This window comes from Lacticaseibacillus zeae DSM 20178 = KCTC 3804 (assembly GCF_000260435.1).
In the GTDB taxonomy this organism is placed as follows: domain Bacteria; phylum Bacillota; class Bacilli; order Lactobacillales; family Lactobacillaceae; genus Lacticaseibacillus; species Lacticaseibacillus zeae.
The window spans coordinates 1-22,750 of sequence record NZ_BACQ01000053.1; the positions used below are offsets into that span (position 1 = coordinate 1).

Sequence of the window (22,750 nt, forward strand, 5' to 3'; positions counted from 1 at the left end):
CTAAATAGGCTGGGCTTTGGCCATTTAGGCTTTAAGGTCCTTACACGTAGATTTCTGCGACTGCGAACGCGTTATGGGCGTAAGAACACCCTAATTCACCAAATACTGCAACAATCTCACTTCCCGCATAGACTTGCACTCAAAACTCCGTATAATAAGTTTCAATAACCGTTGAAAGGAAGCTTTGACCGTGACTAAACACATTCTCGTTTTACATACTGGCGGCACCATCTCCATGACCGAAACCAGGGACGGCGACATCATGCCCAGCAAGCATAATCCGTTGCTCGGCGCTGATAGTTTTGTGCCAGCCGGCGTCGAACTGACCAGTGAGGAGATTTTTAATCTACCATCGCCGCACATGACCCCCGAGCGGATGCTCACCTTAGTTAAACGCATCCGCCAGGCAGAAAAAGACGGTGCTGACGGCGTGGTCGTCACCCACGGCACGGATACTCTAGAAGAAACCGCCTATTTTTTGGATCTCACCCTGGATTCCGCCATGCCGGTCGTTGTCACCGGCGCCATGCGTTCCAGTAACGAAATTGGCAGCGATGGGCTGGAAAATCTGCAAAGCGCGATTAAAACCGCTGCCAGCGACGAGTCGCGGAACAAGGGCACCTTGGTCGTGATGAATGATGAAATCCATACCGCCCGTTTTGTTACCAAAACCCACACCACTAATGTCGCAACTTTCCGTACGCCAACGTTCGGGCCGGTTGGTCTCGTGACAAAAGATGGCGTGCGTTTCTTCCAGGAATTGATCAACCAGGAAGTCTGTGCTATTGACCACCTTGTCGACCACGTCTTCTTGATCAAGGCATACGCAGGGATGGACGGCACGCTGTTTGACGCACTCCCGGAAAATATCCACGGCCTGACCATTGAAGCGCTCGGCGCCGGTAATCTCCCGCCAGCCACCTTGCCGGCTATCCAGCGGCTGCTAGACCGGCATGTGCCGATTGTACTGGTCTCCCGCTGCTTCAATGGGGTTGCCCAAGCTGTCTACAATTATGAAGGCGGCGGCGTCCAGCTCAAAAAAATGGGCATCATCTTCTGTCAGGGACTCAACGGCCAGAAAGCCCGCATCAAGCTGCAAGTTGGTCTGAGTGATGGCAAACGCGGCCAGGCACTCGCTGACTTCGTTGATAATGCCGTGAGTTGATTGATCTAAGACTAGGAAAAAAGCAGTTCTAGGCGCGACAGATTTTGTCCGTCCCTAGAACTGCTTTTTTGACGCTTTAATATGAGTTATACAAAACTTACGCCTTAAAGTCATCCCAAATCATCTGGGCCTCGGCGTTCACTTCGCCATCGGTCGTCACGCGGTGTAACGTGCGGGTTGCGTCATCCGGATCAGCCTGAAATTGGGCTTTCGGACTCGTTCCATACGCCACTTCGCGCTCGTAACGAATATCGGCACCACGCAAAGTATGCGAGCTCAAAAAGTCATATCCAAGGCTATTTTCCATCCACTCCAGATAATGGGCATTATTTACATGGCCATTGCTGTCAATGTCAAAATAGCGCACATGAAACGTCTCCTCGCCATCCGGTTGATCAACCTTCTTGAATCGAGGGAACCGTTTGATTTTACGATCGGAAACCGCACCAACCCGTTCAACGAGCTCGGGAATAACATCGACGATTTTACGCGTGCGCAAATCCATAATAACCCAATTGCTGCTGACGGAAACGAGCCGGTTACCTTGCGCATCGTCAATCCAGTAATCACGGTAAGTAAAATATTTATTGTAAGTCGTAGCTTCGGTCCCGACTCGCAACAGTTCTTCGATTTTTGGCATACGCTGGATTTCCATGTGATATTGGGTGATCACCCAACCTGCGTGGAATTCACTGATGGCATCAATGCCGGCATGCAGCTTCTCTAACTGCCGCTCAGACACTTCCAGCATCACATTCATCATATTGGCTAAGCCCGCACGCCCAAACCGATCACCCAGAAAGCCTGGAATGCGATAATCTTCTTCATAGACTTTTCCCATGAAAATCCCTTCTCTTTCGTTTCGACTTGTTCCTGCTAGTCAGTGTTCGAGCGCGTACTGGCACCGGTTTACGCTCTGTCTAGGTCATGATATGCATCATAGACCACTTGTTTAGCAACCCCGTTTTGCTTGGCAACCAGCTTAATTGCCGCATTCGGTTTGGCACCGGTGGCAACGATGGCGGCCACTTGGTCTTTGAACGGCGCCGCGCTTTTAACAACTGGCTTATCCGGTGCTCCTGCTACCATGATCACAAATTCGCCTTTCAACTCATTCTCGGCATACGTTTGCAGTTCCGTGATCGTGCCGCGGATAAAGGTTTCGAACTTTTTGGTCAATTCTCGCGCCAAAACGGCCTGGCGATCACCGAACGCTTCCAACATCGCAGCAAGGGTTTTCCCGACCCGATGTGGACTTTCATAGAACAAAAGCGTTGCCGGTTCAGTCGCCAACTTGGCCAAAATGCGTTGCTTTTCGCCGGCTTTGCGCGGTAGAAACCCATAAAACAAAAATGGCTGTGGCGCCAATCCGGAGGCAATCAAGGCCGTTGTCGCAGCATTGGCCCCTGGCAGCGGAACCACCGGCACACCGTGGTCAATCGCCGCATGGACCAATTCCTTGCCAGGATCGGAAATCGACGGCATCCCCGCGTCACTCACCTGAGCAATCGTCTGCCCGGCTTCCAGTTTCGTCAACAACTCCGGAATGCGCATTTGGGTATTATGTTCGTGAAATGAAATGGTTTTGGTCGTAATCGCAAAATGATTCAACAACATCTGCGTATGGCGCGTATCTTCCGCGGCAATTAAGTCAGCCGTTTTCAAAATCTCAACCGCCCGGAAGGTCATATCATCCAAATTTCCGATCGGCGTCGGCACCAAATACAAAGTCCCGGTGGTATGCGACCCAAAGCTTCGTTGCTGCTCCAAATCAATTCTCCCCATAAATAATATCAAGACAAAAGGCGCATGGCTCGTCATTAACCCGGCGTTGGCCATAAAACATTGGGCAAACGTGGAATCCTTCATTGTAGAGGCTTTCCAGGTTCTGCTTCGACTTGGATAACTCGACGCCGCCATCGCTGGTTTTGTTGTCATCTTTTTCTAGCTCTGCCAGGTGCTGGCGCAGATGCTTATTCTCGATTTCAAGTTCCGCGTTACGTTCTAGCGTCTCGGCCATATCGTCTTTCATCGCCGCAATTTCCTTGAGCATCTGCTGGGCGTGTTTCTCAAGGACTAAGAAACCATCGTACAGTTCTTTTTTTTCCACAAGATCACCCTTCTAAGAGTTTAAGCATTAACTGTTCTGTTGCCGACTGAAACGTCACATTCTGGCTCAAGCGCACCTGGGCCGTTAAAATGGCCTGCAAATCATCGGTCAGTTGCCGACTCGATAACTTCGCCAACGCAGCAACCGCCGGGATATCCAGCTGTTGCGTCGCCGCAATTTCAAAATGGCGATTCAAGGCATCGGCATACGCCAAGCCGATCAGCGCTAAAACCTGACGTTGTGCCGCAGCATCCTTGGCAACCGGTAACAATTGGGTCTGCACCCGCACAAAGCTTTCAGGATCATGGTCAGCCAAACGGTCCAACAACTGAAACACGCGATTGACCCGATCCTGGAAGTCCTCGGCAGTCAATAATTCCTGAGCTTCGCTGACATTACCGGTTAACCGGCCAGCCACCCGCGCCAATTGCGGATTGGCACCGTCTTCTTCTAATTTGGCAATCACCGCTTGCCGATCAGGGCTTTGGAACGTAATCACCTGCGCCCGCGATAAAATCGTTGGCAAAAGTTGATTTTTCGATGAAGCAGTGAGAATCACCGTCATGCCCGGAACCGGTTCTTCAAAAAACTTCAGTAGTGAATTAGCCGCTCCTGCCGTCATTTTATCAGCATCTTCAACGATAAACACGCGGCGGTTGCCTTCCACACCGGTTTTGCTCATTTCCTGTTTCAAGTTGCGAATATCATCAACCTTAATGCTTTGGGTACTGGTTTTGAGCACCATCACATCCGGATGATTGTGATTCAAAATACGTTCACACTCAGGACATTCGCCACAAGGAGCACCGTCTTGGACATTTTGGCAAAATAGGCGCAAGACAATCCATTCAGCCAGTTCCAACTTACCGGCACCTTTTGGCCCCACAAACAAATAGGATTGGGCCAGTTGCTTGCGGTCAATGATTCGGGCAAATTGGGCGACTAACTTTGGCTGCAACGAATCAATCAAAAACTTAGCCATTAGAAGCGGTGAAAAGATTCAATCGGCAGGACAAAGACGGTGGCGCCGCCGACTTGAACCTCAACTGGATAAGCCATGGAACTGTCTGATGTCGCATCAAGATTAACCGGCGGCGTCATAAACTGTTGCCGTGTCTGCGAGGTTTCCTTGATAATCTTCAACACGTCATCGACCCGTTCATCCGCAACCCCGATGATAAACGTCGTATTCCCCGCCTTCAGAAAGCCGCCCGTGGTGGACAACTTGGTCGCCTGAATGTTGGCATCAATAAATTGACTGCTGAGTAAGTTACTATCTTTATCTTGAACAATTGCGAGAATGAGTTTCATGGTATGTCCTCCTATGAGTGTGAGCGTGAGCCATCCTCAGCCTATCATCCGAACAACGATGGGAATCGCTTCGTAATCGCCGTCTCTGCTGCCGTGACGACGGACCCAAGCGGCTGAGTGGCATCAACCGTGACAATTCGCATTGGATTATCCGCCACCAACTTCACATAGGCCGAATGAACGCGTTCGTGAAAGGCTAGGCTTTCCTGATCGAGTCGATCATATTGGCGCTCATGTTGATGGGCCGCAATCCGATCCAAACCGACCTGCACCGGCACGTCTAAGTAAATCGTTAAATCCGGCTCAAGCCCGGCTGTTGCAAACTGATTCATTTGCAAAACCGCCTGTGTACCGATTTGCCGACCACCGCCTTGATAGGCAACAGAACTATCGACAAACCGGTCACAGATAACAATATCACCTTGTGCAAGCGCCGGTTGGATCACCTCGACCAAATGTTGCCGCCTAGATGCCGCATACAGCAATGCTTCCGTACGTGCATCCATCTCTGTATTAGCTGGATCGAGAATCACGTCACGAATCTTTTCGGAAATCTTGGCGCCTCCGGGTTCTCTGGTGAGATGCAAGGCAACCTGTGATTGCGCCTTAAGTCTTGGAATTAACGCTTGCAAGACACTGGTTTTTCCTGCACCATCCGGGCCTTCAAATGTGATAAACGTCCCTGTCACGATATGCTGCTCCTTTTTTAGAATTAAGTCTATTTTACTTGATATGTTTCACAATTAAAAATTTATCTGCGCCGATGAACTTTCAAAACGCCCCAACAACGATGCTGAAAAAAGAAAAACGGCCATGGCCGATCTTATCGTGCGATCATCACCATTTGCCGTCAATCGAAAAGCTATATTCAGTGAATCAGAATCATCTTATGGTCTATTTAACATGGTACGCGGTCCATAACTAAGTCGGCGCTTTTACAAATCCCTAAACTCCGCAATCTGCTCGGCAGCGACCTTAGCAACGACCTCACCTTTGATCTTACGAGTGCGCGCCTCGCGGTAGAGAAAATCAAACAAGGCAGCTTCAAGCGCCACCTGTGATTTCGTCTCTTCGTCGACTTCGCGGAAAGTCGCAACAAGTTTGCGCTGAGCTGCCATCTGGTCACGAAGTCGGTAAACAAGCATCATGAGTTCTTCGTCTTTTTCCTCTTTGACCTTGATCCGCTTGCGTCCAAACATTACAGTTCAGTCCTTCCTTCAACGGCCTTCATTAACGTCATTTGATCGGCATATTCAATGTCACTGCCGACTGCCAGCCCGTGGGCAAGCCGGGTCACCTTAATGCCGGCCGGTTTGATGAGTCGCGCAAGGTACTGCGCCGTAGCTTCCCCTTCAGGCGTTGCATTCGTCGCAATAATCACTTCTTTGACAGCCGTGTTCGTCTTCAAGCGCTTCAACAGACTTTCGATGTTCAGGTCTTCCGGTCCCCGGCCTTCAATCGGCGAAAGCACCCCATGAAGAACGTGGTAGAGGCCGTGATAATCCTGAGCCCGATCAATGCTCATCACATCTTTAGGCTGCTCAACGACCAGAATCGTACTTTGATCGCGGCTTTTATCCCGACAGATCGAACAAGGATCTTCATCGGTAATATTGCCGCAAATCGAGCAATAATGCAGGTCTTCTTTAGCTGCCACCAGACTTTTGGCAAAAGCCGTCACATCATCCTTGTCCATATCAATCGTGTAAAAAGCCAGTCGGGTGGCTGTCTTCGCTCCGATGCCGGGCAAACGCATGTAACTGTCAATCAATTTACTGATTGGTTCCGGATATTGCATAGTCATCCCTCTTGCTGAAAACGTTCAAAACATTATGTGGCTGCAGTCGTCATCCTACCAGGTTGGATAGACTGGCGCGGCACGCTACATCGGCAAGCCGCGGGTATATTTACCTAACTTGTCCTGAGTTTGCTTATCAATTTCACTCATCGCATGATTAACTGCCTCGAGGACCAAATCCTGCAACATATCAGGATCGTCAGGATCAATGGCTTCCGGCTTGATCTGAATATCTTTCATAACCTTTTCACCGGTGAATTTAACGATGACCATATCAGACGCTGACTTGCCCTCGAATTCCGTTGCATAAAGTTCCTTCTGTGCCGCCTGCATTTCCTTTTGCATCTTTTGCATTTGGCGCATCATACCTTGCATATTGCCCATTCCACGCATATTTGATCATCCTTTTCTAATCGTTTTTAATCGTCACATTAGGCGCATCTTTGCCAAAAAGTTCAGTCATCTTGTTAACAACCGGTGGCGTTTTTGGCTTGGTGTCGGCGCTTTTTCCTTTGGTCGCTGGCGCTTTAAGTTCCTGAATATAATCTTTACGGATCGTTGGCCAGACATCGCTTTGAACCAGCACGATCTTAGGCTGTTTGCCGGTCAGCTTCTGCAAGCCGTTTTCCAGCTCAGTCATCAGTGCGGCATCATTCATGGCCCGTTCGACCAAAATATCATAATCAAAGCTGACAATCACACCGTCAGGACTGGCGGCAACCGGCTCGCTGACTTTCATCATGGCGCGTTTGGTGATGCTCAACATCCCCAATAAATCCGGCCAGACATCCTTCAGATTGGTTAAATCTTGCTTCGTGGCCGCGCCAAGAATCGGATAAATCGCCTTGCGGTTGACATGGCTGGCTTTGGCCTTCACATGCTTCCGCGTTCGGGTCGGCGGTGGTACTGTGCCGCCATTTGCCTCAACCCGTTTGAGTTGATCACTTAACTGTTTGACCTTAGCCGAAAGCTGGTCCAGTTTCTGCGTGTCTGCCTGCTCTGCAGCCACAGGGGCAGCAGCAGGTGCGGCAGTCTCACTCAGCCGAACGGTAGCAACTTCCAGATAAATTTCCGGATGATTGGTCATTCGTAGCTGTTGCTGCGTATTGTTCAACACATCAATCATGTGATAAATCTGCGCCGGCTTGAAGTTTTCACTTAGAATTTTGAACTGATCGTCTAACAGACTCTTTTCCAAGTCCCCTAATAATGATGGTGCTTGTTGATTGACCAGCAAGTCGCGTAAATATTCGATGAGGTCTTCAATGAGTCGACCAGCATCTTTACCGGCCGCCAGCAAGTCCTCGATCATTTTCAACGCTTGGGCATGATCTTTGGCAAGGACCGCCGCCAGATACTTGCCGAGCACCGCGGTTGTGACGCCACCGGTAACATCCAGGGCATCCTCGGTGGTGACATGATTATCGCCAAAACTCAGTACCTGATCCAAAATGGACAAGGCATCGCGCATCCCGCCTTCAGCCGCCTTGGCAATGACCTTGAGCGCGGCGTCATCATAGGTGATTTTTTTGTCATCCAGGATGAAGCGCATCCGTTTGACAATGTCTTCCGGCGTAATGCGGCGAAAATCAAAGCGCTGCGTTCGGGAAATAATCGTTGCCGGAATTTTATGCGGTTCGGTGGTCGCCAGAATGAAGACCACGTGTGCCGGTGGTTCCTCTAACGTTTTCAGCAAAGCATTGAAGGCGCCGCTTGAAAGCATGTGTACTTCATCAATGATATAAACCTTAACGCGTGCACGCGTCGGGGCATACTTCGCCTTGTCGCGAATATCGCGAATTTCATCGACCCCGTTATTAGAGGCCGCATCGATTTCAATCACATCAGTCAGACTGCCATCATTAATCGCCTGACAGATTTCACAGGTATTATCCGGCTCGCCATCTTTCAGGTTCAGGCAGTTTAATGCCTTCGCCAAGATCTTGGCAACGGACGTTTTCCCGGTTCCGCGCGGGCCGGTAAAAAGATAGGCGTGACTTGTCTGTCCGGTGATCAACGCATTCTTCAGCGTCTTGGTAATCGCATCTTGGCCAATGACATCTTTAAACTGTTGCGGGCGCCAGACCCGATACAACGCTTGATAACTCACCTTAACGCCCCTTTCAACCTGTTGCGGATGCCCCAGGTTCACTTGAATGCTATCAAACAACGATTTGTTTGATGTTGCCGTCCACCACTCAGCGTAGCGGACGGCAAAACCTCGTTCTAGTTTACCATAGCTTGGAACAAATTTGCCTGACATGATGACAACAAAAACGGTCGCTTCGTGATGAAAGCGACCGGTCAATTTCTCAATAACAAAAGGCACATGACGAACTTACCTTAGTGCTGCTTCCTTCCGGACCTGACACAATTTGGAAAGTCACCATTGCCTTAAGGCCTTACGGCAAAAACTATTATACCTGATTTTTACGCGTTTGACTAGCCTGTTTGGCGGCTTTTCGTTTTGCGCGAATGGTCCGGAAAAAACTTTGCAGCAGTTCGGCACTGGCCGCGGCTTTAATCCCGCCAACCACGGCAACTTGATGGTTAAACCGTGAATCTTCCAGCAGGTTATAGAAGGTGCCGGCAACACCTGCCTTGGGATCGGTTGCGCCAAAATAGCACGTGGTAATCCGGGCATTGATCATCGCGCCGGCACACATGGGACAGGGCTCCAGTGTGACAAATAATTGGCAATTTTCCAGCCGCCAAGTGCCGAGTTTGCGACAGGCTGCCTGAATGGCGATGATTTCAGCGTGTTGCGTGGCATCTTGAGAAGTCTCGCGCAGGTTATGGCCCCGGCCGATAATCTGGCCCTCATGAATAACCACAGCGCCAATCGGCACCTCGCCAATCGCAGCGGCTTTTCTGGCCTCGGCCAGTGCGGCTTCCATATATTGGTTGATGGTTGTTTTTTCGGTCTCGGCCACGGAAAATCCCCCTATTTTAAATCGTAAGAATATAGCTGTTGAACGAATCATAGACAAATATAAAAGCGAACGAAAAACATCGCTCGCTTTATATCCTATGTCCGTGGTCAATTTGTCAGAAAGTTAAGATTCCAGTGCCAAAGCGTAGCAATCGGAGGCCAGATGAGGCTCAGTGGTGAAATTGTTGTTGGTGGGGCGGTCTTTGCCCCGCCTACAACAAGGCCGAGCTTTGAGACTCTGCCGGTTTTGCAGAGGCTCAAAGTCGTGCCCACCGCTCTAGCTTCGCGTCGCCACCCCAGCTGGCCGGAGATTGCGGAGTTTGGCATGGAACATATTATTGCCCACGCTTTTCTAATCGCCATTCAATTGTTTAGCGATTCAAAGCGCTCTTCAACCGATCAAGCGCGGCCATGCCTTGTTCGCGTGCCGATCCCGCGTATTCGCTGGCGCTGTCTTTGAGGCTACGCAGCTTGTCACTGACCCGGAGCAGACTGGCAACGTCTTCGTCACTCAGTTTATCCAGAATGCTCTGAACCCGATCGCTGTCGCCAAAAATCTTCTTCACAAAGCCTTCAACCTGCTTGCGTTGTTGCCTGCGTTCAAAATATTCCGTCAGATTTTTGGCACAAACAAACGCACCGGTTGCAAGGACAGCCGCCGCAATGGCACCTGCTGCTAAGTACTTCGATTTTGTCATCTAAATCTGCTCCTTTCTATCCTTACTACGAGTTTACCACGTCAAGTATTAAAACTGTTATTGACTCGCCTTGAGAATGTAATAACCGTGCTCTTTTTTAATGACTTCCGCCGTTTTATAAGTCGCTTTCATCAATTTCAAGGCTGATGGGGCGCCTTGTTTCTTTTGGATCACCGCATACAACTGGCCACCAGGCAATAAATGCTCGGCTGCTCCGGCTAGGATACCGGAAACAATTGCTTTGCCGGCTCGAATCGGCGGATTAGTCACGATGACGCCGAACTGTCCGTCAATTTGGTCGTACATCGAACTTTCAACGATGCTCACATTGGTAATCCCGTTGTCGGCAGCATTCTGTTTGGCTAACGCAAGCGCCCGTTCATTCACGTCGCTCATGGTAATCTGCCGCTCAGGAAAATGTTTGGCCAAGGCAAGTCCGATCGGCCCGTAGCCTGTTCCCACATCCAGAATCGGCCCTTCAGGAAGAGATGCTGCTAAAACGTTAGCAATCAAAACCCGACTGCCAAAGTCAATGGTGTGTTTTGAAAACACGCCATTATCGGTCGTAAAGCGCAAAACGTGGCCGCCGAGTTCAAAATCAAAGCTGTGCTCGTCATGGGCTAAATCAGGATCGTTCGTATAATAATGCTGCATGGATAAGCCGCCTTCCTATCTACCTGGCACTACCAGTATTTTACACGTTGATACTACTTTTTCGCATCTTATTCGTATCAACCGGCTACTTATCGATTCCCTGACCAAGGCGGCTGACCCACGCCAATCGTTTCGGCCACCAACTGTTAGAAGTGGTCAAAGACACCTTCTGGTTCACGACCATCATAATCTGCAACAGCGTGAAAAGTAATGACGTTCGCTTACGATAAGCAACGTATTTTGGTACCCATTCCGTCACATACTTATTTTTATAGGAACGTAACCCCTGGAATCCGTAAAATCGATAGCCGTACTCGTAGACCAGATGGGCAATTTTTTCTTCAACAAAGGAATAAGTCGACGTTCCGACATTCGCCAAGGGCGCCATTCCCATATTGAAGTACTTATAGCCGCGATCCTTTGCCAACCGGAACAGATTGATAAAGACCTCGTCCATAATGCCAGATGGTGCATCGGCACTTGACCGCATCAAATCAATGCTCGTGACCTCGTGATTACCACTTGGCATATCTGACGCGAATGCCACAATTTTGCCTTCCGGGCTATGCACCACGGCGATCGGGGCCTCATTCAAATAATGCTCGTCAAAAAATCCCAGACTAAAGCCTTTCTCACTGCGCCCGTCTAACCAAGAGTCAGACACGGCCTTTAATTCGTGCATTAAGGTGTCATCAAACGGCGGCTTAACCAATTCGACGGTATAACCTTCCCGCTCAAACTTATGCATCAAGGCCCGCTCGCCTTTGCGCTTCGTGCCAGCCAACGTGAAGGTCGTTACATCGACATAGCCTTCTTCACCGAACTTCATAAAATCAAAGCCGAACTCATGCAGCTTCATCGTCAGATTTTCATTGATTTCATAGAACACGAGCGACATATCCTGCTTATCGGCCTCTTTCATGAAATCGCCGATCGCAGCAGCCATCTGCGTCTCATCCCCAATCGGCTCGCCCATGATAATCAGCTTGTCCGCCTTTTTCTTGTACTGGAAGAAAACCCGATCTTCGCCGTCGACTTGATAAAACCGTAATGATTTGTCGCGCATCAAGGCCAGGTGACTAACCTCATTGCCGCCGTATTTTTCAACCACCGCCTTCAACCGCTCCTCGTCATAAGGATCAGCCAAATCTTTGGACGGCGCCGATAGATATCGGAAGATCAAATAGACCGTCAACGCCGCCAACATCACACCAATCAGCGTCGTAAAGAACATGCGCTCGGATGGGAAAAGAAACACATCCGGCACCCGGCGATGATGAATTGCCGGCGCATTGTAAAACGCGGCAAACGCATAAAAGATAAACGTCATGCCGAATACCGCGCCGTCGATCAGCTTGTTACCCCACGATAAGGCGAGACGTTCGCGCGTCAACTCGCGCCGTGTCAGAATCAGCGCCACAACGACCAGTACCAGGAAAAGGACAAACCGCAAATGATTATCTTCGCGCAAGGAGGCCACCATCGCGACGATCAAGACGATCACCGTCGGCCAATAAGCCCGCTTCACTCGACTGGCAATGCCGCGCCCGAATCCCAGAATCAAAAAGGCGACAACCACATTGGTGACGCGATCCAGGAACAGGAAAGTGTATGGGTACAGTCGCTGATAAAGCGTGTTGCGAAAAGCAAGATCCGGCGCAACGCCACGCAATAACAGCATAATCCCTGAAAAGTACAGGAATACGACCAGAAAACCAAAGGCTGCCTTCCGAATGAGTTGAACCGGCAACCCTTCAAGAAAAGCATTCAGTCGTTTTCCTGCATCCTGTGCGAACAGACCAGCGCCGATCAGAAACGGAATCACATAGTAAAACAGTCGATAAAACAGGAGCCAAACAACGGCAATGTTGCTATCAAGCCCCATTTGGCCGAGTTCAACAATCATCAGGACATCAAACGAACCCAAGCCGCCGGGCACCATCGAAACGACCCCGATAACATTCGCCACCATGAACAATGGCAAAATCGACAGCAACGGCACATGCACTTCAAGAAAGTAACCGATCAACAAGAAGAACGCAGCACAACTGCCCCACTCAAGAAACGAGCCCAAAGTCAAGCGCAGTTGCCGTTTCAACGGCATATCCGCAAAAAATTCGCTATTTCGTAAATGGGTGACCAACATCAACAACGGAAAATAAGCGGCGCCGCCAACTAGCCAAATCCAGTAATTCGAGAATTCCTGACCAATCCCGAACACGAAAATAACCACGATGCCAATCATCGACCACAATGACAGTCCCGCCAACAAAAACAATGCTATTTTCGAAATGGCAAATAGAACCTGCTTTTGGGTCGCCTTTTCGTGGTAGAAATTGGCGCGCAAGCTAGCACCCAATAAGCCGCCAAAACCGGCAATATTGGTAAAGGTATTGACGATCCAACCGGACTTCACAACATACCTGCGTTTATAATGGCCCGGCAGCAGTTCCGTGATTACAAAATCATAAGTCAGCATTGGTGTGACGGCGATCAAGCCCACCACCAACAAAATCAACAAAGAAACCGGGCTTTGGGTCGCCAGGCTGGCTCGCATTTGCTCGCCACTGAGATCCTGACTGATCCGTCCGACTTGAACAATCACAAACACTAGGACTGCCAACACAAATAGCACTTTTAGCGTTGTGAGATGTTTTTTAAAAAAAGCTCCGACTTCTCGAAAGAGTCTCTTCATTACTTGTGTCCTCCGTGCCTGTATTCTCATTCATTATAGGGAAAACCCGCCTCGGTCGCACTCATTCTGACTTTTTTGTAAGACGGTGTAAGGTTGCACTGACATCTGAAAGCTCTTCCAAAATTTTTGAATAAAAACGCTTGACCTGAAACGCGTTACACAAATTACACTGTGTTTGCAGTTAGGAAATAACAAACATGTGTGATCGCCATTAAAAACGTAATGGTCGTAACAGTCATTTCCAGGTGATTGCATGTTGGCAAATCGCGCTTATTAACGATAACAACAGAACGATTCATCAAAGAGAGGGGTTTTCATCATGTTAATGCAAGCACACTTTTATCCAGAACTTCCCGTTTATCAAGATACGCAAATCGGTGCTTTGAAGGCGATCGCATTGAAACTGACGAATGATTATGATTTTGACTATCAGGAAGTATTGAGCTCGTTGCTAGCCAGCGCGGCCGAAACCACCCAGACGATGGGCGATCAAGTGGTACTCACGTATGGCCATGTCAGCAAGATGAGCGAGCCGCTCGTTATTGGCTTCGATTTTGGCAAACCGTTACCATGGGCCGGCAATCACCAAATCAGCGGGGCTGTCGTCTTGCTGGTACCGGTTGACACCGATGATATGACGATCCAGAAGTGGCTAACAGACATCGCAACATCTAACGATCCTAGTCAAGGTCTGGAAAGCATGACGCAAACTGCTACCGCCGCGATTGCTTAAAATAGACCCAAAAGGAAGTAAGCCGGCATGCCGCGTGTTGCCAAACGCCACAGGCATGCCGGCTTTTTCCTGTTGCAAAAACGGGCTCTGTTATACTGAATGTGGAGATGATAATATGGCAAATATTCACGATATTGCGCGGCTTTCAGGCTATTCAACGGCAACGGTTTCCCGTGTCTTGAATCGCCATCCCTACGTCTCGGCTTCGGCACGTGCCAAAATCCAGGCCGTCATCGATCAGCTAGATTACGTGCCCAGTACGATGGCGCAAAATCTAAGCGCTGGTAAAACCCGCACGATCGGCGTTATTCTGCCGCACACCGACCATCCCTATTTCCAGCAATTAGTCACTGGCATACTCAATGCCGCCATGGCTGGCAACTATCATGCCGTCATTCTACCTTCACGGTACGACCAGAAGCTCGAAGAAACCTATCTGGAAGCTTTACGCCGCCACGCTTTTGATGGCCTTATTTTCACCTCCCATGGGCTCAGCTTGACAACCATTGCCGCTTACCAAAAATACGGTCCCATTGTCGTTTGTGAAGACCCTGGCCGTGTCAAATTGGCAGCCGCCTATGCCGAGCGGACACCTGCTTATCGAAAAGCGTTTGAATGGATGCAAGCGCAAGGCTATACCAAAATTGCTTTGCTGCTAAGTCGGTCGTACGCTCAAAGTGCTACCAGTAAACTGACCATCAACAGCTACGTGGATGTTTTCGGGCAGCGTCCCCCACATTCGCTGGTCGTTTATCAAATGCGGACTTTTCAGGATGGCTACCAAGCTGGCGCTAAGTTGGCGCCGCAACATCCTGATTTTATTCTCGGCAACGGGGATGATATTGCCGCTGGTGTACGTCAATATTTTGTTGATCACCACCTCCCCGTCCCACCACTGATGGGCCAGGAAAATCAGCTTTCCAGTCACCTGTTGAACATAAGCACCATCGATCACCACGTCACGGCAATCGGCGCAGCAGCATTAAAGCTGGCATTGCGGGCAGAAGTCGCGCAAACGGTGATTCAGTCGGATTTAATTCTTCGTGATTAACTTTTAGCTATCAGCGTTCATCAGCACATAAATCAATTTAAAAGCGGCACGCAATGACAGGAATCACCCTGATTGCGTGCCGCTTTTATTGAAAATAGAACCGTGAATCTGAGCTTGGTGATCGCCGGCCAGTTCCGATGGTCACTGGACTTAACGGCGGTTGTTAATGCTCTTTGCGCCGACGATGAACCCCAAGAAACCCAACGATGCTTGTGATGAAAGCACCAAGGAATGCCAATGCCGCTGCCTGGCCAACTTCGGCTGTTCTCGGCAGAATGTCTTTCTTGGAAGTTTGTTGATTTGTATCATGTGTGGAAGTGCCATCACCTTGACCGGTTGATGCAGGCAGTTGCGGTGTTGTGTCATCTTTGCCAGCCGTTCCCAGTGGTTGCGTCCCGGCGCCAGCTGGTGTCGATGGTTGTTGTTTGGTGTCAGCTGGACTGCCACCACCTTCACCTGGCTTTTGATCCTTTCCGCTTCCCGGATTTGGCTCCGGTGCTAGTGTCCCACCGTTGTTGTTTGGATCGTTACCAGTGCCATCTTTATTCGCGCCACTGCCGCTTCCACCTTTGTTCAAATCATTCCCTTTGTCATCGTTGGTTGAGCCACCATTATTGGAGTCTTTGTCGCTACCACCGTTATTCGAGTCGCTACCGTTACCTTTGTTGGTTGAGCCGCCCTTATTCGAATTGCTACCGTTACTTCCGTCGGTTGAGCCGCCCTTATTCGAATCGCTACCGTTACCTCCGTCGGTTGAGCCGCCCTTATTCGAATCGCTACCGTTACTTCCGTCGGTTGAGCCGCCCTTATTCGAATCGCTACCGTTACCTCCGTCGGTTGAGCCGCCCTTATTCGAATCGCTACCGTTGCCACCGGCTTGCTTGGCGGCTTCAACTGCCGCCGCGATTTTGGCCTTTAAGCTAAACAAACCTTGTAGTTGCGCAATCTTTTGCGTGTCAGCCGTTGCCGCTGTCCCAGCTGTCAATGCAGCGTCGATCTGCTCATACCAGGTCTGACCGGTGGTGGTGTCCTTGGCATCGCCAACCGTTGCCGGAGTGTCGTCTTTAACTGCTTTCGCCAATTGTGTTAAGGCTGCATCCAACATCTTATTGAAGTTGGCATCAAGCTGGTCGGCAGTACTCGTGCCGGCCTTGGTTTCAGCGGCCAATGCGTCTAGCTCGGCAGTGAACGTCATTCCAGTAGCTGGATTTGCCTGACCGCCAAACGTTGTCCCTAAAACATCTTTTGCTGACTGCAGTTTATTAAGCAGTGCGTCTTGCTGATCGGCTGGCAGTTTAAGCACCAGCTGGTTGAGTGCCGTCGTTAACTGATTATTAGCAGCAGTCAATGAATCGACCGTTGCATCACTTTGATCCAGTGCCGCTTGTGCCGCCGCAACCGCCGTATTTAGCGCTGTAACCGAAGCATCAAGATACTTGCCGGTTGCTGCTGTCGTTTTTGCCTTGGCGATCAGATCCTGCAAGGCTGTTTTAGCCTGCTGCAACTGAGCCGGATCATCCGTCTTGATATTCTTAACAACGTAGTCTACCGCCGGCGATTCATTACCATACAAATCAACGGCTTTAAACTTAAAGCTTCCATTAGCCGTCACATTTAGACCGTTTGCCGGAAGATCCTGATACGTTTTACCGTCATCCGCACTGTATTGAACAGTTTCACCTGCTGCTACGTTTTTGACGGTCAACGTCACCTGCTTAGCCGGATCAGTTGTGCTTGGCGTGACGGTCGGTGCCGCTAATGTTTTCTTTGGTTCGTAGTACACTGTCAGTTTCTTGGTTGTAACATTCTTCTCACTGTCAGTGACGGCCACAGTTAAAACATTTTTGCCTTCGAGGAGTTTGACGGCCTGATCAATTGCCATGTGTCCCGGTTTGCCGCTGTTCATGTCGACATCGGCATACTGGCTGGCAACATTGCTGCCGTTGATCGCAAGTTCCAGGTAATTCACGTTGTCAGTTGCTGTTCCGGTAATCCGAAAATTAGGATCGTTGGTGTAAACCGGTTTGTCGGTTGGCTGATCCAATGACAATGTCGGTGGAATAGCGTCCAAGGTGAACGTTAGGGCCTCTTGGAAGGTCTTGTTTTGGGTCGTATCACCCACAACAACGCCGAACGGTTTTTGCCCCGCGGTGCCTAAGTTTAACGTGAAACTAAAGGTCAGGTCACTCTTGATCGGTACCTGCTTGCCATCAACCTGCAATGTCGTGGTTGGATGCTTGACTTTGCCGGTGATAGTCGCGATTCCTGTCTTTGGATCATAGTATTTGATCTGATTAATGTTCGACAGATCGTTTGCCCCGAAGTGAACGCCTTGATCAAAGGTTACTGCATCCTTTAGCACATCGGCATCATAGGTCGAGCTTACTTTTTGCTCCTGAACTGCGGTGTTGCCATCTTCATCTTCAGCCGTCACTTTCAGCGTGTTGTCACCATAGTTGACCGGCACATCGACACTAAATTGATGCTTGTTATCCAACGTTACCGGTGTTTTGGTGCTGCCGTTCGTGATCGTGACTTGCTTCGTATCCGCACTGGCAGTTCCAGTGACTTTAACCGTGCTTTCAGAGGTCTGGTCTTGGTTATTGTTGATCTTCAAGTCACGGAAAGTCGGGGCGGTCAGGCGAACGTCGGTGTCAAAATGCTTGAGCAACTGGGTGTGCGCCTTGTCGGCATACAGATCAACCTTGGTCGCATAATCATCCGCCGTCAATGCCATGGAAGCGGTGAAGCTGTTAGTTGCGGCATCATACGTGGTCGTCAAGTCGTGCTTTTTACCTTGCGCATCAGTATAAGTGCCATAAACCGGTGCAGGATACGTGCCACTAAAGGTATACTTGCCACCTTGCTTGCCTGCTTCATAGTTCTCGGTTGTGCTTGAAATTTTATTCGGTAATCCGCCGCCATTGACAATCAGACTGAAGGTCGTTGATCCCGGTTTCTGAACCGCGGCCGATTGATACGTCGGGTTCGACGCGTTATCAGTGAGGTAAACTTCAACCTGATTATCACCTTCGCCTAAAGCCTGCGCCTGTTTATCCGTCAAAGGCACTTCGAGTTGTGTGTAACCGTCAGCAGTTGTGCCGGTGGTTGCAAACGTGCCTTCCAGATTGGTGACGTCATTGATGGATGTTTTGATATCCTTTGCTGCATCCAATCCACTGAGCTCATCCTTGGCTTCGACTTTAAGATAGTACGCCGTTTTCCCGTTTTCATTTTTGGAGGTTAACGACAGGTTGCGAACATCCGGCGCTTTGGAGTCAAGCTTGAACGGCACATCGTAGGTCTGCCGCTTGTTGCCGCCTTCAGGAACACCTGAAAGTCGATACGTGTAGCTTCCATCTTGAGCAGTCTTAATGTTGCCATCACGCTGATCGTAGTAAGTACCATCCCAGGTCGGTGCCTGGTAATAAATATACATACCAGCGCGCGCATCATAATAAGTCTTCGTCTGATTGGTCGAGCTACTGAGCGTTGTTAGCTTATTACCCTGACCATCTAACACGTCAACTTGAACATTGCTGATGTTGCGCAATAGATAATACTGCATGCTAATCCCGTTATAAATCGCATCCTTACTACTCGAAATAGCAATGGCTTTCTCATCAATCGTCGGATTACCGCTTGCATCGTTCACTAGTCCGCCAATAAACTGATTCTTTGTTCGCCGACTGGTAATGACCGGTACAGTTCCATAGTTACCACTGGCAGGCGCATAAGTCTGGCCATTAATGCCGTCGACAATCTTGCCGTCGTTCCAATCACCAAAGAAGCCCATATATGGCAGATTCAATCGCGAACCGTCACTGCCTTTGAAATTCAGGAAACCTTCAACAAATTGTTGTTGGTCAAAAGATTTAGGCAATGATAACGTGAAGCCAACCTGAACTGACTGGCCTGCCGGTACCACAATTTCACCATCGGGCTTAATCGTCGCACCGTTAATTTTCTTGTCATAAAGTACACCTGAGTTTAAATCGGTTGCTGAGGTATACACCGCGTTAGTATCTTCGTTACTGTCCATTTGATAGGTCAGCTCGTGCTTCGTGCGGTTCGTAAAGGTCAGCTTGAAGGTCTTATCGGTGCTGGTAAAATCTTTTAATTCAACCGCTGGATAGCCATTTTCGGACACAACCGTCGACGGGTTCTTTTCCAGCGCATCGATGGCAGCCTTAACATCGACAAACCCTGCCCCTTGCCGCCGCGGCGAGACGATGACGTTGTTGTAATTGATGTCATTGACCGGCTGAGCGGTGTTCATCTCGATCGTTTTAAGGAAATCGGTCAACGCCGTGCCTTTTAGCTTCTTGTAGTCAGCGTAAAACGGATTGTCCTTGTTATTGAGTGCTTGCTTCAACAAAGCTTGTGAGCCGGCGATGAACGGCGACGCCATCGAGGTTCCAGACAAGTTAGTGTAACCATTGTTATTTTGTGTGGACCAGATATTACCGCCTGGCGCCGTGATATCCGGCTTAAAGGCCAGATTAGAAACCGGACCATAGGAAGTGAAATCTGACATCCGATCGGCGTTGTACTTTTGGTTAGGTAACAGGGCTAAGCCAATTTTGACACCCAGTTCGTCATTCGGATGCGCCGTTACCCAATCAACCAGCTTCTGGCCGGTAACACTGGACAAGCCAAATGTCGGGAATGTCGCATCAAGTTTGATTGACGTCAACGCAGTGGCAGTCCCGTCGTTATTGACGATGATCAAACCAGACGCGCCTGCTTCTTCGGCATACTTTTGCTTGTCGGTGAATGCAATGTCGCCGCGCTTGACAATGGCAATCTTTCCTTTGGCGTCGGCCGTGTAATCGCTGGCGCCGCCGATGCTGAGTTTACCAGTGGCATCTTTCACCACGTAGAACTTCTTCTTGTCAAAACGATCGATAAAATCGTTGCTTGAAAGTTGAATCGTCTCCGGTCCGAGTTTCAGCCCGCTGCCATCGGTAATCGTCGCGCTTTGCCCGATCACATCGGTATTCTCAGCTGACGCCACAGTGGTTGCACCACGCGCTGTCCCCGGACTGCCCACCGTTTCGTTATCCTGCAAGCCATAATAATCTTTGTTGACGCCTTCGGTTGCCGAACCGGAAGTCCCGGAGTTACCAGCAGAAATAACCGCTGCCGTACCGGATTCATTGGCATTTTGGACCGCGGCAATTTCCGGATCCGCAAGCGTTTGGTTGCCGGAAACCGAACCAAGCGACATGTTCAACACATCCGCCCCTAATTTGGCCGAATCTTCAATTGCCGAAACCAACGTCGATGATCCCGTCGTTGCGGAAGTATCCGAATTGGTGAACACCTTCATCGCCAGCAATTGCGATTCCGGAGCCACGCCAACAACCGATTTGGTCGGGTCACTCCCGGTACCGTTTGCGCCAATGATCCCTGCCACGTGCATCCCGTGCTGTTCGTCGACGGTATCATCGGTAATCGTGTCATTATTATCGGCATAGTTAAACCCATAAGGCACTTTGTCGGTAAAATACCGGCCATGCTTAGCGGTTTTGGTAAATTGTTCGACATCCGCACGCTTCAGCTTGGCCTTTTTGGCATCACTGAGCCGCATGTCTTTGTGCGTGGGATCAATACCGGTATCGATGACTGAAACAACGGTTCCTTCACCTTTGTATTTGTAATTGGACCAAACCGCCTGGACATTCGCCATCGAATTGGCCTTGGCATCGGTCGGATAATAAACTTTGGCGAGTGTGACGGTTTTGACGCCGGCGATTTGCTTCAACTGCGGAATGTCCGCCACTCTGACCTTCGTGGTAAAGCCATTGACCACATAGCCATAACTTTCCCCAGCTGCCTGGTGGGTCACCTGTTCGACCGCGGCTTTCACGCTTGCTTGCGCGGCAATGACCTTGCTCGTCTCTTGTTGAATCTCGGCGGTGCTGGAGTAATCCGTCTTCAAGGTGCCATTTTCAGATGCAGGTGCTGCACTCATCTGAACAATAACATCCACATAAGTATCCTGCTGTTGCACCTTGTTCAGCTTGTGATAATCAATGCCTTTTGCCGCTAACTGGGTTGCAATGGCCTGACTCGTGACGGCACTTGTTGTATCGGTCGCCGTTTGTCCGGCCGCAACGGTCTTTGCCAGTGATTTTTCCTTGGTCTGTTGCGAGATCGCTGCCTTAGCCTGAACCTCGCCGACCGGTAAAACCGCCAGCGCGCCCAATGCAACAGTGCTGGCTAAGAGAATAGATAGCCCTTTCTTTTTCGTTTGCATCCAATACCCTCCAATTCCCGGTAGTTCCACAACCAATCAAAACCCTGCTCGATATAGTTAGGATTATATACGATTAAAAAAGACTTCAACAATTTTCTTAATCTTAACTTAATTTTCTTATCTGTAAATTTTCATCCATTCTTGTCGTATCAAGGAATCAGAATTCATTTTTTCGATTCAAAAATTAGATTATGTGATTATGAGGAAATATATTGAGTTTTTTAATTTTAAACGTTAAAATGTAGCCACGTTATGCCTTCAACTTGTCAGAGGGGGATTGATGCAATGAAAAATAAACTGCGCATTCAGGGCTTGTTAGCCACGATGGCCGCATCACTCGTGCTACTAACTGGATGCCAAACCAAACAGGCAGATGATCCGACTGTTGCAACTTATTCAGGCGGCCAGGTCACCCAGGCGAGTTTATATAAAGAGCTCAAACAATCGCCAACAACGAAAACCGTTCTGGCGAACTTATTGATTTACCGCGCGCTAGACCATGCATACGGCAAATCTGTCAGCACCAAAGCCGTTAACACCACTTATGACAGCTATCAAAACCAATACGGTGAAAACTTCACCAGTTTCTTAACCCAGAACGGCTTCAGCAAAGCCAGCTTCCGGCAAAGCATCCGCACGAACCTGCTAAGCGAAGTGGCACTTAAAAAGCTGAAGAAGGTCACGAACAGCCAACTTAAAGAAGCGTGGAAAACCTATCAGCCCAAAGTCACCGTGCAACATATTCTGACCAGCGATGAAGCGACGGCCAAGCAAGTCATCAGCGATTTAGCAGCCGGCAAGGATTTCACGACATTAGCCAAAACATATTCAATCGATACCGCAACCAAAGACAACGGTGGCAAAACCAGCTTTGAAGCCACCAGTAAAAGTTTCGATTCGACCTTTAAAGACGCAGCATACAAGTTAAAAAATGGCGATTATACCCAATCACCGGTTAAAGTGACCAACGGCTATGAAGTGATCAAGATGGTCAACCATCCGGCTAAAGGCTCTTTTGAAAACAATAAAAAAGCGCTGACAGCCAACGTTTACGCAAAATGGTCGCGTAATTCCAGCGTCATGCAGCGGGTTATTAGTCAGGTGTTAAAAGACCAACATGTGACGATCAAAGATAAGGATCTGTCAGATGCGCTGGATAGTTACAAGCAAAGCGTCGCGAAGGATTAGTTTTATATGGATCCTGTTAAAGCAGGGTTCCTTTGCTTCCAAGCTTATGGTATCGATTCCACAAAACCAATCAATTTATACACATCAAAAAAGCACCTCGCTCAACCATAGCCTTAACGACTGTGTTGAGTGAGGTGCCTTTTCGAAAATGAA

19 protein-coding genes and 1 other RNA gene are annotated in these 22,750 nt (G+C 49.3%); 4 read left to right on the plus strand and 16 right to left on the minus strand.

What is annotated here, in order from left to right:
* Positions 1-184 precede the first annotated feature (184 nt).
* On the plus strand, positions 185-1,165 hold the full coding sequence (locus GSO_RS10730) for an asparaginase (RefSeq protein WP_025012722.1): 981 nt from the start codon (positions 185-187) through the stop codon (positions 1,163-1,165).
* Between the two features lie 97 nt (positions 1,166-1,262).
* On the opposite strand, the gene GSO_RS10735 is transcribed toward GSO_RS10730, so the two are convergent.
* From GSO_RS10735 to mprF, 15 genes are all read right to left on the minus strand, one after another.
* The gene (locus tag GSO_RS10735) at positions 1,263-2,006 is read right to left on the minus strand and encodes an acyl-[acyl-carrier-protein] thioesterase (protein ID WP_010492017.1); all 744 of its coding nucleotides are present in this window, start codon (positions 2,004-2,006) and stop codon (positions 1,263-1,265) included.
* Between the two features lie 68 nt (positions 2,007-2,074).
* On the minus strand, positions 2,075-2,935 hold the full coding sequence (gene rsmI / locus GSO_RS10740) for a 16S rRNA (cytidine(1402)-2'-O)-methyltransferase (protein WP_010492018.1): 861 nt from the start codon (positions 2,933-2,935) through the stop codon (positions 2,075-2,077).
* 1 nt (position 2,936) lies between these two features.
* On the minus strand, positions 2,937-3,275 hold the full coding sequence (locus GSO_RS10745) for a DNA replication initiation control protein YabA (RefSeq protein WP_005687107.1): 339 nt from the start codon (positions 3,273-3,275) through the stop codon (positions 2,937-2,939).
* 4 nt (positions 3,276-3,279) lie between these two features.
* Complete coding sequence (gene holB / locus GSO_RS10750; RefSeq protein ID WP_010492027.1) at positions 3,280-4,257, minus strand: DNA polymerase III subunit delta'; 978 nt, start codon at positions 4,255-4,257, stop codon at positions 3,280-3,282.
* The gene (darA, locus tag GSO_RS10755; RefSeq protein ID WP_010492028.1) at positions 4,257-4,586 is read right to left on the minus strand and encodes a cyclic di-AMP receptor DarA; all 330 of its coding nucleotides are present in this window, start codon (positions 4,584-4,586) and stop codon (positions 4,257-4,259) included. The genes holB and darA overlap by 1 nt, the downstream gene beginning before the upstream one ends.
* 44 nt (positions 4,587-4,630) lie before the next feature.
* Positions 4,631-5,275, minus strand: a complete 645-nt coding sequence (tmk, locus tag GSO_RS10760) for a dTMP kinase (RefSeq protein ID WP_010492030.1) — start codon at positions 5,273-5,275, stop codon at positions 4,631-4,633.
* A gap of 246 nt (positions 5,276-5,521) precedes the next feature.
* Positions 5,522-5,785: a YaaL family protein gene (locus GSO_RS10765; RefSeq protein ID WP_010492032.1), complete on the minus strand. Its 264-nt coding sequence runs from the start codon at positions 5,783-5,785 to the stop codon at positions 5,522-5,524.
* The gene (gene recR, locus GSO_RS10770) at positions 5,785-6,384 is read right to left on the minus strand and encodes a recombination mediator RecR (RefSeq protein WP_010492034.1); all 600 of its coding nucleotides are present in this window, start codon (positions 6,382-6,384) and stop codon (positions 5,785-5,787) included. The genes GSO_RS10765 and recR overlap by 1 nt, the downstream gene beginning before the upstream one ends.
* An 84-nt stretch (positions 6,385-6,468) precedes the next feature.
* Positions 6,469-6,777 carry a YbaB/EbfC family nucleoid-associated protein gene (locus GSO_RS10775; protein WP_029345584.1) on the minus strand — a complete coding sequence of 103 codons (309 nt, stop codon included), beginning with the start codon at positions 6,775-6,777 and terminating at the stop codon, positions 6,469-6,471.
* Between the two features lie 16 nt (positions 6,778-6,793).
* Positions 6,794-8,494, minus strand: a complete 1,701-nt coding sequence (gene dnaX, locus GSO_RS10780) for a DNA polymerase III subunit gamma/tau (RefSeq protein ID WP_010492038.1) — start codon at positions 8,492-8,494, stop codon at positions 6,794-6,796.
* 204 nt (positions 8,495-8,698) lie between these two features.
* Positions 8,699-8,785: signal recognition particle sRNA small type (ffs, locus tag GSO_RS17050), an RNA gene on the minus strand.
* A gap of 16 nt (positions 8,786-8,801) precedes the next feature.
* Positions 8,802-9,281 carry a tRNA adenosine(34) deaminase TadA gene (tadA, locus tag GSO_RS10785; protein ID WP_044112914.1) on the minus strand — a complete coding sequence of 160 codons (480 nt, stop codon included), beginning with the start codon at positions 9,279-9,281 and terminating at the stop codon, positions 8,802-8,804.
* 406 nt (positions 9,282-9,687) lie between these two features.
* Complete coding sequence (locus tag GSO_RS10790) at positions 9,688-10,014, minus strand: hypothetical protein (protein WP_010492041.1); 327 nt, start codon at positions 10,012-10,014, stop codon at positions 9,688-9,690.
* A 57-nt stretch (positions 10,015-10,071) separates the two neighbouring features.
* Positions 10,072-10,668, minus strand: a complete 597-nt coding sequence (locus GSO_RS10795; RefSeq protein ID WP_010492043.1) for a class I SAM-dependent methyltransferase — start codon at positions 10,666-10,668, stop codon at positions 10,072-10,074.
* An 85-nt stretch (positions 10,669-10,753) separates the two neighbouring features.
* A complete protein-coding gene (gene mprF / locus GSO_RS10800) occupies positions 10,754-13,363 on the minus strand; it encodes a bifunctional lysylphosphatidylglycerol flippase/synthetase MprF (protein ID WP_010492046.1) in 2,610 nt (869 codons plus the stop codon).
* Between the two features lie 319 nt (positions 13,364-13,682).
* Between mprF and GSO_RS10805 the strand changes: the two genes are divergently transcribed.
* Positions 13,683-14,096, plus strand: coding sequence for a hypothetical protein (locus GSO_RS10805; RefSeq protein WP_010492048.1), 414 nt, complete (start codon positions 13,683-13,685; stop codon positions 14,094-14,096).
* Between the two features lie 115 nt (positions 14,097-14,211).
* Positions 14,212-15,147 carry a LacI family DNA-binding transcriptional regulator gene (locus tag GSO_RS10810; RefSeq protein WP_010492050.1) on the plus strand — a complete coding sequence of 312 codons (936 nt, stop codon included), beginning with the start codon at positions 14,212-14,214 and terminating at the stop codon, positions 15,145-15,147.
* Positions 15,148-15,310: 163 nt separating this feature from the next.
* Here GSO_RS10810 and GSO_RS10815 read toward each other — a convergent pair whose 3' ends face one another.
* The gene (locus GSO_RS10815) at positions 15,311-21,409 is read right to left on the minus strand and encodes a S8 family serine peptidase (RefSeq protein WP_010492052.1); all 6,099 of its coding nucleotides are present in this window, start codon (positions 21,407-21,409) and stop codon (positions 15,311-15,313) included.
* 285 nt (positions 21,410-21,694) lie between these two features.
* On the opposite strand from GSO_RS10815, the gene GSO_RS10820 reads away from it, so the two are divergent.
* Positions 21,695-22,597 carry a peptidylprolyl isomerase PrsA gene (locus tag GSO_RS10820; RefSeq protein WP_010492055.1) on the plus strand — a complete coding sequence of 301 codons (903 nt, stop codon included), beginning with the start codon at positions 21,695-21,697 and terminating at the stop codon, positions 22,595-22,597.
* The last annotated feature ends 153 nt before the right edge of the window (positions 22,598-22,750 follow it).